We start from the raw sequence: 13,446 nt of genomic DNA on the forward strand, positions 1-13,446 counted from the left end.
AATAAGGGTACAACGCTTACGACGATGCAGCGAAGAAAGGTCAGCCAAACGCGAAATCATTCAGATCTGAGGCAAATTGGATGCGAGGCTTTGGCTTAAGCATAGCATAATTTTGGCCAAAATCAGCGATAATGCAGTTAATCTGAAATTGATTATTCCAAGCACCAACTAAAGTGTGCATCACTGGGAGTATTGGCATGAAACGGGGAATTCTCTACGCAGCCGGAGCTTATGCATGTTGGGGATTCTTCCCGCTCTACTGGAAAATGCTGAGCAGTGTTCCAGCCTTGGAGATTTTGGCTCATCGTATGGCATGGTCGTTGATTTTTGTTGGCTTTTTGGTGCTGGTTCGCGGCCAAATGGGCCAGTTTTTGCAGGTCTTGCGCAATCGGCGTACGGTGTTGATCTATGCGACTAGCGCGTTTTTGTTGGGCATCAACTGGTATGTCTATATTTGGGCGGTCAATGCCAACCATGTCGTCGAAAGTAGCCTTGGCTATTTTATTAATCCGTTGGTCAATGTTGGCTTAGGGATGCTCTTTTTGGGCGAACGGGTGCGACGCTGGCAGGGGATTGCGATTGGCTTGGCAACGATCGGTGTTATCTATCTGAGCGTGGCCTTGGGTGTGTTGCCATGGATCGCCTTGGCATTAGCTTTTACCTTTGGTTTTTATGGCCTGATTCGCAAAACCGCTGCCTTGGATTCGCTGCAAGGCCTCGCCTTGGAAACGGTGGTCTTTTTTGGGCCGGCAGCGGGCTATTTGCTGTGGCTGGAAACGCAAGGCAAGGCAGCATTTGGCCATCAATCGTGGACGGTAACGCTATTGTTGGCTGGGGCAGGCATTGTTACGGCGATTCCGTTACTGCTTTTTGCAGCGGGCGCACGCCAAATTCCAATGACAACGCTTGGATTATTGCAATATATCAACCCGACGATGCAATTTAGCCTTGGAGTGTTGCTGTATCACGAGCCAATTTCTGGAGCTAGATTAATTGGATTTGCAATTATCTGGATCGCCTTAGCGTTGTATAGCCTTGAAAGTTATCTGCATCGTGGCCAGCCCATTAAACCTGCTGCGACAAATGGAACAAGTTCATAGTTCAAGCAATCGATTCGGCACCCTTCCGTGTTCAAGCAATCGATTCGCCACCCTTCCGTCCCTCCGCCGGAGGGAAACGCAGGGGGTTTTCAGCCCCCTGCACCCCCAAATGTTTCTCCGTGGAATAATATTCCGCCGCCTGCACGCCAAACTTTGTGCTCTTTCCTTTCTACTTCGCGATCTTCGCGCTCTTCGCGGTTCCGTTGCGTTTATCCTAGCGACTAGCCCTCGCTTCGTGCTCTTCGTGCTCTTCGTGGATCATACATGGTTGTTGAAATCTACTGCTTAACCTATACTGAATTAAGGGATCGAATTAGTGTGAGGTCTACCAGATGAGTGTTGATGCCGCTTTGGCATGGGTTGACGATCGCCATGATCAGCTGCTGGCTCGATTTAGCGAATTGCTACGGATTCCCTCGGTGAGTACCGACCCTGCATTTGCTGCCGATGTGCAACGCTGTGCCGATTGGCTGGTTGGCGATTTACAACGGATTGGCTTTGCAAATTGTCAGGCAATTGCGACCGCTGGACATCCGGTGGTGTATGGCGAATGGCTCAAAGCTGGGCCAAATGCGCCAACCATTTTGGTCTATGCTCATTATGATGTTCAGCCAGTCGAGCCACTGGAATTGTGGGAAACCCCGCCATTCGAGCCACGATTAGAGGATGGCAAGTTGTATGCGCGTGGCTCAATCGACGATAAATGTGGCGCGTTTGCCAATTTAATCGCCTTTGAAGCGCTGCTTGAAACCACTGGCACATTGCCGGTCAATATCAAAGTGGTTTTCGAGGGCGAAGAAGAAACTGGGTCGCCAGCAATGGAGCCATTTGTGCGTGAGCATAAAGCGTTGCTAGCAGCAGATTTGATGTTGATTTGCGATGGCGGCTCGGAGCCAGACCAACCCTTGATGTTCTATACAGCCCGCGGCATTATCGGGGCCGAAGTGAAGGTAACGGGTCCAAGCCATGATTTACATTCTGGCTTAGTTGGCGGGGCTGTGCAAAACCCAATTCATGTGGTGAGCACAATTATCGCTGCCCTCCACGACCAAATTGGGCGGATTCAAATTCCTGGCTTCTATGCTGATGTGCAAACGCCATCGGAGACCGAACAAGGCTTGATGGCGGCGCAAGAGCAAGAATTTTTCGAAATGCTCAAGAGTCAAACAGGCCGCGACAAGTTTTGGGCCAACGACCTTGGTTCATTGGTTGCGCGCACCACGGCCTTGCCAACCTGCGATGTCAACGGGGTTTGGGGCGGCTATCAAGGGGCTGGTAGCAAAACGATCATTCCAGCCGAGGCAGGCTTCAAAGTAACCATGCGTCTGGTCGCCGACCAAGATCCGCATGCAATTCTTGAGGCATTTAGCCAGTTTGCCCAGAGCTTTGCCAGCGAAACCGCCGAAGTGGTTGTGACCAAAGGTCCAACCAGCTATCCAGTCAATTTGCTCTACGATGGGCCGGTAATTGAAGCCTTGCAAGCAGCGTTTGAGGCAACCTGGGGCAAGCCTGCGACGCTCTATCGCCAAGGCGGCTCGGTGCCAATTATGGGCATGTTCCAGCGCGAACTAGGCATGAATTTGGCCACGTTAGGCTTTGGCACAGGCGAAAATGGCCATGCACCCAACGAATATCTGCTGGTTGATGAATTTTTCCGCGGCGTTGCCACCGCGATTCATTTCTACACCAATATGGGCCAGCAATCCGCTTGATAATTAAAAACGAGCGAACGCTCTTTGCCCAGAGCATTGAGCTATGGAGCGTTCGCTACAACAACCGACGAATGGCGCTTAAATTCGGGCGCTGAAGCAATTCAACCGCCCAATTAGCTGCTCAGTTTTCCGCTTGCGAGCGAGCGCAGCGACTGACGGTGGTAGACGAAACATGTGATTGCAAAGCCCAATTCGATCAGCGCGCCTGCGCTCACAGCAATCGTCGCGGCGGCTGATAAAAACACCAAGCCAATCGCGGCAGCTGCAAGGGCAAGCCCTAAAATCCAGTAGAGCCGCATTCCATAGAGCGTAGCAAATATAAGATAGCGACCGCCAATGACAATTAACATGGCACTAAAAAACCAAGCTAGATTTTCCTGCCCAAGGCCATAGGCAAGCGGGAGGCAGAAAATCAGCCAGAATGTGCTAGCTCCTGCCAGTTGGCCAAGCGGATTGCCTTTGGTATGCGTGCCACGCACGCCAAGGATTTTACAAATTACGATCGAGACGGGGAAGATGAGCATCCCACCCAACAAAAGCACCACAATTGCGCGGTTTGGCGAGCCAGCCAGCGCAACACCTGCCGCAACCGACCATGCCAGCGCCGATGCCAAGATTCCAGTAGCACCGCTGTAGTAGCCCTCACGCATATCTGCTTGGGCGGCGGAAATTGACCAATCCATGGACCAGACCTCCTTGAGACACAGCTGCGTCCTACCATTTATAACCTTCGCCACTTCAGCGTTCTCTCAGACTAAGCAGAATACCACAACCAAATCAGGTGCAAATAATAGGCTTGGTTTGGTATCGCAAAAGCAGCGGAATCGAGGATTGAATATGAAACGAGCGAATTATGCAACTCGATTATGTTTCGTTACTCTCAATTCAGCGTCAATTGATGAGCATCCCACGTGGAAGCGATCGCTTTGAGCAGTATCTTAAAACGCTCTTGGACGATCAACAACGCGAGCTAGCATTAGCGCCCTTGGTGATGATCAATCCAATGGCCAAAGATCATGTCGCTAGGATTCTCGATCAATTAATTGCCTTTGATGCAGACACGATTGGCGCACAAACCTGTCAAGCGCTTAGCCAGGCACTAACCTCAGTTCAGGGCAATTTCAAGGCGGCGTTGGTGGTCGTTGACGATGCTCATGGCGCTGGAACCAATCGTTATAGTTACGAATATGAATTGCGGTTTGGAGTTGCGCGCCTGCGCCAGCGCTCAACTCAATCGCAACGCCAAGTGTGGGTCACGGGAATTCTTTGGACAAGCGAGACAGTTGATGCCGCAGCAATTCGGGTAGCGCTTGCAAGCGCTGCCTATCGCGTAGCCTACATGCAAGCCCATGGCTATCCCCAAACTCTCGGCGAGATGCTGCGCCAAGAAGGTTGGGTCTTGGCACAAGCTGGGAGTCAACAGCCAACCCTCGATCCTGACGATTTGGAGTATACGCGGGCAATCCTTGAGCCGCAGCTTGATCAGCTTCAGGTCGATGACCTGCCCAACACGATGAGTTATGTCTTTGGCGATCAGGCAGGCCATAGCTTAGGCTATCGGGCGCAAGGGTTAAGCCCATGGGCTGGAATTGCGCTAGCATTGCATGATGCCCGCAATAAATTAGGCTAGTTTGTTGCTGCGCGAGCGCTGTCAACGCCGCCAAGCCCAATCGCCAAACAAAACCAACAGCAACGAAACGCCCATCAATGGCATGAAAATGCTCAACACTACAATTAAGGCGACCATCCATTTTGGCACAACTTGCTCGTTAACGCGGTCAGGCATACGCAATTTGCCCTTGGGTCTGCGCCACCACCACAAGAGCACGCCCGGAAATACTCATGCCAATCAAGATCAATACGGCAATAATTTTGGTTGGCCAGCCATAGATCGCGCCAGTATGAATCGGGTAGAAATACAAGGCTGCTTTGGCAGGCAAGCTCACCATATTCCAACGCAAATCAGCCAAAATTGTGCCGTCATGTTGCCATAACAATCACTGCCACCATTGCAAAATAGGCTCCCAAACGCTGTGTAGTTCGCGCAACGAAGATAGGGCTTTTGGGGACACGAATTGCCCGAATGCTTGTTTTTTAGCCACGAATTGCACGAATTCCACGAAGGGCTATAGGCTTTGGGCTATAGGCTATTGACATCTGACATCTGACTTCATCCTTCATCCTTGCCTTTGACTTTTGCTGGTCGATTTCTGATAATAGCGCCACAGCTAGCATGTCAAGGAGGACAGGATGCTTCACGGGAAAGTTGCAATTGTCACTGGCGGAGCGATTGGCATCGGGGCTGCCACAGCCAAAATCTTAGCAGCTCAAGGCGCAACCGTTGTGATTGGCGATATTAATCAGCAAGCAGCATTACAAACTGTCGAACAGATTCGCAGCGCAGATGGTCACGCTCTTTTTCAGCCTTGTGATGTGCGCAAAGAGGCCGATATTCAAGCCTTGGTGCAATTTGCCCTCGAGCAAGGTGGCTTGGATATTATGATTAACAATGCAGGCATTGGCGGCCAACCAGCACCATTGCACCTGACCGAAAATCATAATTGGCAACGCGTGCTCGACATCGATTTAACCGGAGTATTTTGGGGCCAAAAATATGCCAGCCAAGCCATGCTTGCAGGTGGCAAAGGCGGCGCGATTGTCAATGTGGCCTCGATTGCAGGCGTTGGCGGCTCGCCCAATTTGGGGCCATATGGCGTGGCCAAAGCTGGCGTGATTCAGATGAGCAAAACTGGCGCAATTGAGCTAGCTCCCGCAGGCATTCGGATTAACGCTGTTTGCCCAGGCTGGACCGAAACCGCCATTATAGAAGGCTTCGAGCCAAGCGCTCACGAACGAATGATTCGCTCGATTCCGCTCAAACGGATGGGAACGCCCCAAGAAATCGCCGAATTGATCGTCTTTTTGGCTTCACCAGCGGCAAGTTTTATCACCGGAGCCGAATATATCATCGATGGTGGCATAACCAGCATGTAGCTTGTTTAGAGCGAAAGAGGTCGCTGTGACCGAATATACGATTGAGCATCAACTTGAAGCTGGCATCGAACGCATCATCTACACTCCCCATCATCAACGCCAGCAAACGCCAATTTTGCTGGGCCATGGCATGTGGCATGGAGCGTGGTGCTGGCAACCTTGGCAAGAATTATTGGCCGAATGGGGCTGGCAGAGCATCGCATTCAGCCTGCCAGGCCATGGCAAATCACCAGCCCAGCGCCCATATCGTTTGAATACGCTTGGCTATTATTACCGCACGCTCAAAGCCGAAATTGAGCGCTTGCCAACCAAGCCAATCTACATGGGCCACAGTATGGGTGGCGCGCTGGGCCAGTGGCATCTCGCCAAAGGCGGCGCTGATTTGCCAGCGATGGTGTTGGTAGCACCATGGTTGAGCCATAGTATGCGCCCGGTATTCAGCAATGCCCAAAAACTTGATCCTTGGGGCGTATTGCTGTCGTGGCTTTCGTTCTCTGCAACGCCAACCATTCGCACGCCCAAACGCGCAGCCTTTTGGTTTCTCAGCGAAAACGCAATTATCAAGCCTAAACAACTCCACCGCCAACTTGTGCCAGAATCAGCCCTAGTGTTGTTGCAATATCGTTGGCCACTCTGGCGACCAGCCAAAAAGGTCAAAACGCCGCTCTTATGGCTAGCTGCCGAAAACGATCGTTGCATTCCCGAGGTCTATTCGCGGCCTGCGGCAGCCCATTACAACGCCGAATATTGGGTCATTCCCAAGGCCAATCACGATTTAATGTTCGAGGAGTCGTATCGCGAAACTGCCGAGTTAATCAATAATTGGTTGCAATCAATCGTCACAGGGAATCAGCATGATCACAATTCAAGCTTACAATTTCAAGCAAGCGCAAGCGAAGCGTAGCGAATTATGTCAATTATTAATTGATAGCGTTGCCCAAGGCGCGTCAATTGGCTTTTTGCCGCCGCTCAACTCTGCCGATGCAACCAGCTATTGGCAAGCGATCATCAGCGATCTTCAGGCCGAGCAGCGGGTATTGTTGGTAGCGTTGGATGCAGATCAGATCGTAGGCAGCGTCCAGCTTGATCTACCTAGCAAAGCCAATGCCAGCCATCGCGCCGAAGTGCAAAAATTATTGGTGCATTCGCAATTTCAACGCCGTGGCATTGCCCAACAATTAATGCACGAGCTAGAGGCGGTTGCCCAAACCCATGGCCGTTGGTTGTTGGTGCTCGATACGCGCCAAGGCGATAAGGCCGAATCGCTATATCGCAAATTGGGCTATCACGAGGCTGGCGTTATTCCCAATTTTGCCAGTAGCGCCGATGGCGAAACCCATGCAACAATCTTGTTCTATCGCGAATTAGCTCATTAATTAACAAAAATGCATACGCAAACCCCTCGCTCACGGCACAGGCGAGGGGCTTTATTCACTCATTAAGTATGATCGATAGCATTCAAAGAAGGCAATATGGACAGCATAGCACAGCTTAGCCATAATTTGGAAGTGGGGAATGCCGTTATTACTGCTTTCGTGCTTGAGCAAAAGCTCACTTGGTTTGTTTGCGATAAAGACCTTTGGTTTTACCCATCAGATGTGCTTGCACAGCTATTACATCTACCACCCATCGCACGTCCAGCAACCTGGCCGCAGGCAGGAATGCAGCTTAATACCGATAATATGGGCCGTTTATATCGCTGGATGCAACCCTATCGTGTGTCAATCACCCAACTTCAAGCTGCCATGCAGCCGCTCATCCCACCAAAAACAAACTGGGATTTATTTGTCTTTGAGCCGTGCTTTTATATAAATGCCGATGTTCAGCATTTTGGCTCCCATTATTCCGAGCCAATCGAATATGAGCGTTACATTCCGAAACCATGGACTGGATTGTATGCTGACATTATGCCCTTAATTCCCAGCGCAGATCGCTACTGGGCTATTGATGGATGTGATTGGATTAGCTATGGATGGAGTTTGGATCAATCAGCAGCACGCTGATTAAGCATGCATCCTCTCTACGCCGCTTCTTGTAAAAATGCTAGCACGCTTGCTTCAACCTTATCGCGGGCGGTTACCAACTCGCGGTGATTCAACTCGGCAAAGATCTGGACTGTGCCACCTGCCATGGTTAATGCTGCTTGTTGTTCGCGCACCCGATCCACGACATAGCCATCACCAGTGCTGGTGTAGAGCAAAAATGGTTGCTTCAGCTCGCTTGGGCTGAGGATTGGCCAGCTCATGCAACCACGCAGCCGCGCAAGATAGGCTGGCATATTCGTGCGCTCCACAAAGGCTTGCATACTGGGAGTGACGTTTAATTCAGCTAAGCGTCCTTGCTGTTTGGCAGTAGCTAATTCGCTAAATTGGGCGATTTGAGGCTCAATTCGTTCGGGCGTGAAAATCGGCCCTACAAAGGTTCCTGCAATTACTGCCCGTCGCACTGCGGGCATTTTCGCCAGCAATTGCAGCCCAAGCGTGCCCCCAAACGACCAACCAAAGATCTGAATAGCATCATAGCCGCATGTTTCAAGCACGCGCTGAATGTCTGATTGATACAGATCCAAGCCGTAGGCATGCGGCTCGGTCGGCATAAAGCTCGCTCCAGCGCCACGAAGGTCGACGGTTATAACAGTAAAATGAGCAGCGAGGCGCTCAACCCAGCCCGCGTTGTGCCAAAGCATGCGATCTTGGCCAAAGCCATGCAGCAAAAGCAGCGGCGAGCCAGCACCCTGTCGATCAAAAACCAGCGTTCCTCCATCGGTGGTTGCACATGTAAAAATAGGCATTGAAGTTCAACACTCCTCATTCAGCAAGCCAATAGTTTAAGGTTGATAAACCATGCAGTCTTTTATAATCAGGTGCTATCATACAAACGAACGCGCATTGGCAGCAAGTGCGAATTTGGTGCAGCATAATTGAGCAGAATCTTCTATAATGAAATCACGCGCTTGCTTCATCCTCGCCACACTACCACGTAGATTTAGCATTTAATCAGCGTCCTTGTAGGTGTGAAGGAGTTTCTATGCGACGGAGCGTTTACTATCAATTAATGATATTGTTGCTAGGATTAAGTGCATGTGGCACAACACCTGCCCAACACCCCACAACCACCAGTGTTCCCGCTGAAACTCCCGCAGTTCTCGCCGCCGCAGTTACGCCCGAAGCCCGCGATTATCCTTTATTGAGCGCCTACCAGCAAGCTGTTGATGCTGCATTGACTGCCAAGCCGCCAGTTTTGACCCTCGCTAGCCTTGATTCACAGCAAGCAATGGCCCAAATTGTGGCCCTCAACGAACCAAAGCTCCAAAGTCAATTTGTTGAGCAGAATGGTACTCCATTTCGCAATGAGGTCTTTGGGGTTGTACCTGTGCGCGAAAGCGACATCATCGAGGCAACCGCCCAATGCCTGCAAGTCAGCTGCTATCGCGTCGAGGTCTATAATTTTGCGCTCAACCTGACGTTGGCAATTACCGTCGATATTTCCAATCAAAAAGTAATTGTCGTCGAACGCCTTGCCAATAGCCAACCAGATATTCCTGAGCATTTGACGGCGGTGGCACGTGAAATTGCCAGTAACGCCGCCGAAGTTGAGCAGGCGCTTGGCTACAAACCAAGCTCCGATCAAGCAGTGATGGCCAATACCAAAACGTCGTTGAATGCCACTCGTTGCGAACGCTCGGTCCATTTATGCGTTGCGCCAACCTTTGTCGAAGGCGAACGAGCATTGTGGGCGATTGTCGATCTGACCGATACCCGCTTGGTGGGCGTGCGCTGGACTAATGTTGGGGCAACCGGCCCAGCAGTGACCGAAAAAGGCATGCAAAATGAGGCCGTACTGAAATATTGCGATCATACAATCCGTTTGGAACGCGATGGCTGGGCCTTCGATTATATGCTCACCTCATCCGATGGCCTGCGAATTTCTGAGGTCAGTTATCAAGGCAAGCCGCTGTTCAAAAGCGCCAAATTGGTCGATTGGCATGTGAGCTATAGCGAACGCGATGGTTTTGGCTATAGCGATGCGGTTGGCTGCCCCTATTTTTCGCAAGCAGCAGTCATTGCCGTCGAACCGCCGATGATCGGCGAGCTAATCGAGAATGATCAAGTGGTTGGCTTTCAATTGGTGCAGGAATTTTGGTCGGAGCTTTGGCCTGAGCCATGCAATTATTATTACGAGCAAGCGTTTCAATTCTATTTTGATGGGCGCTTTCGGCCAGCAATCGCCAGCGTTGGCCGTGGTTGCGGCGATGATGGCACCTATCGACCAGTCACGCGCATTAGTTTGGCCGATACTGGCACAATAAGCGCCTGGGATGGCACGCAATGGCAAACGTGGGAAACAGAACAATGGCAGGGCGCAGATACGCGCCAAATCCACCCCGACGGCGCAGAATATCGGCTCGATTTTGCCAATGGCGGCAGTTACACCATTGCCACCGGACGCGGCCAATTTGCTGATGGCGGGCGTGGCGATCAAGCTTTTCTCTATGCAACGCTCGATCATCCTGAACGCGACGAGGGCGAAAGCGATATGGTGACGATTGGGCCATGCTGCAATAACGACGCAAACCAAGGCCCAGAGCAATTTATCGACAATCCAGCAGAGAGCATTAGCAACCAAAACATCGTGTTGTGGTATGTGGCCCAACTTAAAAACGACGATACACCAGGCAGCCAATATTGTTGGGCCGAATCGGTGTTGCGGCGCGGAGTCTATGTGCCCGAAGAATATCCTTGTTGGTCGGGGCCGCTTTTTCGGCCAGAGCGAGGCAAATAAATGAGTCGTCGTAAAAAACGCCCGCAATCAGCCCAACCCGCCATAAAAGCAGCAAAGCCAACAGCTAAGCCCAATCAGGCCAACAATCGGCGTTCATTGTTGGCCTTGGGCAGTGTTTTGGCGATGTTCGCTGTGCTTGGATTAGGAGTGTGGTGGCTTAATCGTAGTTCAGCAACTGCCAGCAATTTTGCCCAAGGCGAAGTAACCTCGTGCAAGCAAATTCCGCCATTTGCCCAAGCCCAAGGCTTTGGGGTCAATGCAGTGCTCGATACTCAAGCCCGCCGCGTGCGTGGCATGGTGATGTACGATTTGACCAGCGAAGGCCAAGAAGCCAGCCAACCAGCGCCCTATCAACACCCTTCTTGGGCCAAGGCTGGCTATCTTAGCTCGCCAATTTTGGATCGCGATGGGGCGATTTATGTTGGCGCAGTACCGTGGGTCAGCATTTTGTATAATCCGCCAGCGGCGGCCAATAAGCTCTATCGGATTGATCCACGCACTGCCGAATTGAGCGAATTGCTCGATTTACCAACCGCTACACCTGCCAACAATACCAATCCCTATGGCATTTTGGCACTTAATTACGATTGCAACACCCACAGTTTGTATGTTTCGTCGGTGTTTGGCTCAACCAAGCAGCAACAATTTGGCCGCATTTTTCGCGTTGATTTAGCGAGCAAAAAAGCCAGCATTGTGCTCGATGGCGTAGATAGCTTTGGGCTTGGGGTTTATAACGGCAGCAGTGGCAAACGTTTATATTATGCTTTAGCACGCCAGCCCCAAATCTATTCAATTGCACTGGATGCCCAAGGCAACCCAACTGGCCAGCCGCGCCAAGAAATCGATTTTAGCGGCCAAGGCTACCATGGCGATGAGCGCGGGCGGCGAATTACCTTTGGTGATGCGACGATGCAAGTGCGGATTGTACAATTCGATTACACCCTAACAGCGGTTACCAACCCCAATGAAAGCACCCTGAGCTATCGTTACAACCCTGAAACCGATAGTTGGCAGGTAGCAGAATAACCATGCAGACTATACGACCGTAGTTCGCAGGTCGCGTTGAGCAAAACCAAAATCCCATAGCCGAATCAACCTAAAGTACCGTTTAAAGTGATGCACAAAAGCGCAAAATAGAGTGTAGTGTGTGGAGCACTATTCGCGTGCAGCTAGCACCTATTCTGCGGCGGAGGCAGCACATGCATACGATCATTTTGACTGGTGATGGCGAAGCGAGCATTCAATGCTTAAAAACCATTAGCAGCAGCTATACATTAAAACCACTCAGCCCAACCACTGGTGCTGTGCATATTGGTGAATATCGATTAACGACCACGACCAGCATTCGTTTGCTGGCGATTCCCAAAAGCACCTACGAGGAATTGGGCAGCGGCTTGATGGAGCGGGCGCTGGCCACGATTACCTTTGTCGATGGCTGCCAACCCTCAGTTGATAGCGGCTATTTTGTCAACGAGCTTGAAGAGCAGGCTTTTCGCTTGGGCAAGCCGTTAATTATTGCCGCAACCCGGGGCCAAGCCCCAAATGCGCTGAGCAGCGAAGCCATGCGCGAAGCCTTGGGCACGTCGAGCTATGCCAGCGTTGCCAGCTGCGAAATGCAACAAATTAGCACGTTGTATCGCTTGGTCGCCAACGCAATTAAGCTCGCGCCAGCAACCGCCCAACGCCATGCCCATTTGCAACAAATTCTCAATAGCTTAGTTAATGTTTCGCACTATCGCTTGCGCGGCATTGCGCTTGCAAATCACGAAGGGCTAACATCGGCACTTAGTTTTACCAAATCCAGCAGCCATCAACGAATTAGCGGCCTTTCCAAAGCCTTGTTAGATGTCTATCGCCAAATGGGCTATGCTTGTGAATTGGGCTGGGCGAGTGCCTTAATTCTGCATGCCGACGAAGGCACGTTGATTGTCGAAACCCTCGGTGATTATTTGGTTACCATGCTGTGCGATGATGATTTAGGCGATATTGAAGCCTTGCGCCGTGATCTCAGCGCCGCCTTGCAACCCCAACCAAGCGAAGCCCAACTCCACGCCGCTTAAAAAATCAACGGGCTACCAAGTTTTTGGTAGCCCGTCGATCAATTAAATTGGTTACTCAGCCATAAATTGGCGCGGACGGTCGGGATAATCAGCGCCAACCGCATCAACCCCCAAGCTCAAAATATGCTTATAATCTTGTTCGGGGCCGCCCCACGGGCTAACGAACAAATCAGCAGCATGGCAAGCATCAACTTCCTCACGGGTCAGCATTGCCCAATATGGCATCACCAAATCGGCATTGACCAACTTTGCCATTGCTGGCGCATCGGGCACACGCGAGGCGTAAATCACGCCGGTAGCCACATCGGGAGCAAGCGCTTTGAGCTGGCCCAACACAATATGATCAAACGAAATTGCCATCACTTGATCGCGCACATTCAACTCGTCGAGCAAGCGCACTAAAGCCACTTCAATATCAGGATAGAAAATTGGGCCATTTTTTAATTCGATTACCACTTTGGTGCGATCTTTGGCCCAGGTCAACACCTCGCGCAAGGTTGGCACGCGGCAATCGCTGAACGACGGATCAAACCACGAGCCAGCATCAAGCGCCTGAATTTCAGCAGCAGTGTGCTGACATACCAAGCCAGAGCCGTTGGTTGTGCGGTTGAGCGTTGGATCGTGAATCACCATCAACTCGCCATCTTTGCTCAAATTCACATCTAATTCGATTGCATCGGCACGCAAGGCCAAGCCGCGCTGAAATGCAGCCATGGTATTTTCAGGCGCATAGCCCGCAGCTCCCCGATGCCCAATCACAAATGGCCCTTTGCGTGCGCCAAATGGCTGTAACACAGC

15 protein-coding genes are annotated in these 13,446 nt (G+C 51.2%); 10 read left to right on the plus strand and 5 right to left on the minus strand.

Annotation, left to right across the window (positions count from 1 at the left end; all coding sequences use genetic code 11):
* Nucleotides 1–197: 197 nt before the first annotated feature.
* On the plus strand, nucleotides 198–1,100 hold the full coding sequence (gene rarD, locus ACFMKP_RS15390; protein ID WP_382292837.1) for an EamA family transporter RarD: 903 nt from the start codon (nucleotides 198–200) through the stop codon (nucleotides 1,098–1,100).
* A gap of 332 nt (nucleotides 1,101–1,432) precedes the next feature.
* Nucleotides 1,433–2,812, plus strand: coding sequence for a dipeptidase (locus ACFMKP_RS15395; RefSeq protein WP_382292839.1), 1,380 nt, complete (start codon nucleotides 1,433–1,435; stop codon nucleotides 2,810–2,812).
* A 113-nt stretch (nucleotides 2,813–2,925) separates the two neighbouring features.
* On the opposite strand, the gene ACFMKP_RS15400 is transcribed toward ACFMKP_RS15395, so the two are convergent.
* Entirely contained in the window at nucleotides 2,926–3,495 is a 570-nt protein-coding gene (locus ACFMKP_RS15400; RefSeq protein WP_382292841.1) for a DUF7010 family protein, read from the minus strand.
* 170 nt (nucleotides 3,496–3,665) lie between these two features.
* Between ACFMKP_RS15400 and ACFMKP_RS15405 the strand changes: the two genes are divergently transcribed.
* Nucleotides 3,666–4,442, plus strand: a complete 777-nt coding sequence (locus tag ACFMKP_RS15405; protein WP_382292843.1) for a hypothetical protein — start codon at nucleotides 3,666–3,668, stop codon at nucleotides 4,440–4,442.
* A 21-nt stretch (nucleotides 4,443–4,463) separates the two neighbouring features.
* On the opposite strand, the gene ACFMKP_RS15410 is transcribed toward ACFMKP_RS15405, so the two are convergent.
* Together ACFMKP_RS15410 and ACFMKP_RS15415 are read right to left on the minus strand one after the other, a co-directional pair.
* The gene (locus tag ACFMKP_RS15410; protein ID WP_382292844.1) at nucleotides 4,464–4,598 is read right to left on the minus strand and encodes a hypothetical protein; all 135 of its coding nucleotides are present in this window, start codon (nucleotides 4,596–4,598) and stop codon (nucleotides 4,464–4,466) included.
* A complete protein-coding gene (locus ACFMKP_RS15415; protein WP_382292846.1) occupies nucleotides 4,591–4,809 on the minus strand; it encodes a hypothetical protein in 219 nt (72 codons plus the stop codon). Before ACFMKP_RS15415 ends, ACFMKP_RS15410 begins: the two co-directional genes overlap by 8 nt.
* A 253-nt stretch (nucleotides 4,810–5,062) precedes the next feature.
* Here ACFMKP_RS15415 and ACFMKP_RS15420 point away from each other — a divergent pair, with 253 nt between their 5' ends.
* The 4 genes from ACFMKP_RS15420 to ACFMKP_RS15435 all read left to right on the plus strand — a co-directional run bounded on the left by ACFMKP_RS15420 (nucleotide 5,063) and on the right by ACFMKP_RS15435 (nucleotide 7,809).
* Nucleotides 5,063–5,806 (plus strand): SDR family NAD(P)-dependent oxidoreductase, encoded by a 744-nt coding sequence (locus tag ACFMKP_RS15420; protein ID WP_382292848.1) that lies wholly within the window; start codon nucleotides 5,063–5,065, stop codon nucleotides 5,804–5,806.
* Nucleotides 5,807–5,831: 25 nt separating this feature from the next.
* A complete protein-coding gene (locus tag ACFMKP_RS15425; protein ID WP_382292850.1) occupies nucleotides 5,832–6,710 on the plus strand; it encodes an alpha/beta hydrolase in 879 nt (292 codons plus the stop codon).
* Nucleotides 6,661–7,182 carry a GNAT family N-acetyltransferase gene (locus ACFMKP_RS15430; protein WP_382292852.1) on the plus strand — a complete coding sequence of 174 codons (522 nt, stop codon included), beginning with the start codon at nucleotides 6,661–6,663 and terminating at the stop codon, nucleotides 7,180–7,182. Before ACFMKP_RS15425 ends, ACFMKP_RS15430 begins: the two co-directional genes overlap by 50 nt.
* A 96-nt stretch (nucleotides 7,183–7,278) precedes the next feature.
* A complete protein-coding gene (locus ACFMKP_RS15435) occupies nucleotides 7,279–7,809 on the plus strand; it encodes a hypothetical protein (RefSeq protein WP_382292854.1) in 531 nt (176 codons plus the stop codon).
* A gap of 17 nt (nucleotides 7,810–7,826) precedes the next feature.
* On the opposite strand, the gene ACFMKP_RS15440 is transcribed toward ACFMKP_RS15435, so the two are convergent.
* On the minus strand, nucleotides 7,827–8,597 hold the full coding sequence (locus tag ACFMKP_RS15440) for an alpha/beta fold hydrolase (protein ID WP_382292856.1): 771 nt from the start codon (nucleotides 8,595–8,597) through the stop codon (nucleotides 7,827–7,829).
* Nucleotides 8,598–8,833: 236 nt separating this feature from the next.
* Between ACFMKP_RS15440 and ACFMKP_RS15445 the strand changes: the two genes are divergently transcribed.
* The 3 genes from ACFMKP_RS15445 (at nucleotide 8,834) to ACFMKP_RS15455 (ending at nucleotide 12,648) form a co-directional block, all read left to right on the plus strand.
* Nucleotides 8,834–10,588: a hypothetical protein gene (locus ACFMKP_RS15445; protein WP_382292857.1), complete on the plus strand. Its 1,755-nt coding sequence runs from the start codon at nucleotides 8,834–8,836 to the stop codon at nucleotides 10,586–10,588.
* The gene (locus tag ACFMKP_RS15450; protein WP_382292859.1) at nucleotides 10,589–11,614 is read left to right on the plus strand and encodes a hypothetical protein; all 1,026 of its coding nucleotides are present in this window, start codon (nucleotides 10,589–10,591) and stop codon (nucleotides 11,612–11,614) included.
* 173 nt (nucleotides 11,615–11,787) lie between these two features.
* Nucleotides 11,788–12,648 (plus strand): hypothetical protein, encoded by an 861-nt coding sequence (locus ACFMKP_RS15455; RefSeq protein WP_382292861.1) that lies wholly within the window; start codon nucleotides 11,788–11,790, stop codon nucleotides 12,646–12,648.
* Nucleotides 12,649–12,699: 51 nt separating this feature from the next.
* Here the strand turns inward: ACFMKP_RS15455 and ACFMKP_RS15460 are convergent, their stop codons facing one another.
* On the minus strand, nucleotides 12,700–13,443 hold the full coding sequence (locus ACFMKP_RS15460) for a glycerophosphodiester phosphodiesterase (RefSeq protein WP_382292863.1): 744 nt from the start codon (nucleotides 13,441–13,443) through the stop codon (nucleotides 12,700–12,702).
* Nucleotides 13,444–13,446: the final 3 nt, after the last annotated feature.

The sequence above is a fragment of the Herpetosiphon sp. NSE202 genome (assembly GCF_042688385.1).
Classification (GTDB): Bacteria; Chloroflexota; Chloroflexia; order Chloroflexales; family Herpetosiphonaceae; genus Herpetosiphon.

Excerpts from the sequence above, each read along its gene's own strand:
- rarD (WP_382292837.1), top strand. The coding sequence starts at position 198 with ATGAAACGGGGAATTCTCTACGCAGCCGGAGCTTATGCATGTTGGGGA.
- ACFMKP_RS15395 (WP_382292839.1), top strand. The coding sequence starts at position 1,433 with ATGAGTGTTGATGCCGCTTTGGCATGGGTTGACGATCGCCATGATCAG.
- ACFMKP_RS15400 (WP_382292841.1), bottom strand. The coding sequence starts at position 3,495 with ATGGATTGGTCAATTTCCGCCGCCCAAGCAGATATGCGTGAGGGCTAC.
- ACFMKP_RS15405 (WP_382292843.1), top strand. The coding sequence starts at position 3,666 with ATGCAACTCGATTATGTTTCGTTACTCTCAATTCAGCGTCAATTGATG.
- ACFMKP_RS15410 (WP_382292844.1), bottom strand. The coding sequence starts at position 4,598 with ATGCCTGACCGCGTTAACGAGCAAGTTGTGCCAAAATGGATGGTCGCC.
- ACFMKP_RS15420 (WP_382292848.1), top strand. The coding sequence starts at position 5,063 with ATGCTTCACGGGAAAGTTGCAATTGTCACTGGCGGAGCGATTGGCATC.
- ACFMKP_RS15430 (WP_382292852.1), top strand. The coding sequence starts at position 6,661 with ATGATCACAATTCAAGCTTACAATTTCAAGCAAGCGCAAGCGAAGCGT.
- ACFMKP_RS15435 (WP_382292854.1), top strand. The coding sequence starts at position 7,279 with ATGGACAGCATAGCACAGCTTAGCCATAATTTGGAAGTGGGGAATGCC.
- ACFMKP_RS15440 (WP_382292856.1), bottom strand. The coding sequence starts at position 8,597 with ATGCCTATTTTTACATGTGCAACCACCGATGGAGGAACGCTGGTTTTT.
- ACFMKP_RS15445 (WP_382292857.1), top strand. The coding sequence starts at position 8,834 with ATGCGACGGAGCGTTTACTATCAATTAATGATATTGTTGCTAGGATTA.
- ACFMKP_RS15450 (WP_382292859.1), top strand. The coding sequence starts at position 10,589 with ATGAGTCGTCGTAAAAAACGCCCGCAATCAGCCCAACCCGCCATAAAA.
- ACFMKP_RS15455 (WP_382292861.1), top strand. The coding sequence starts at position 11,788 with ATGCATACGATCATTTTGACTGGTGATGGCGAAGCGAGCATTCAATGC.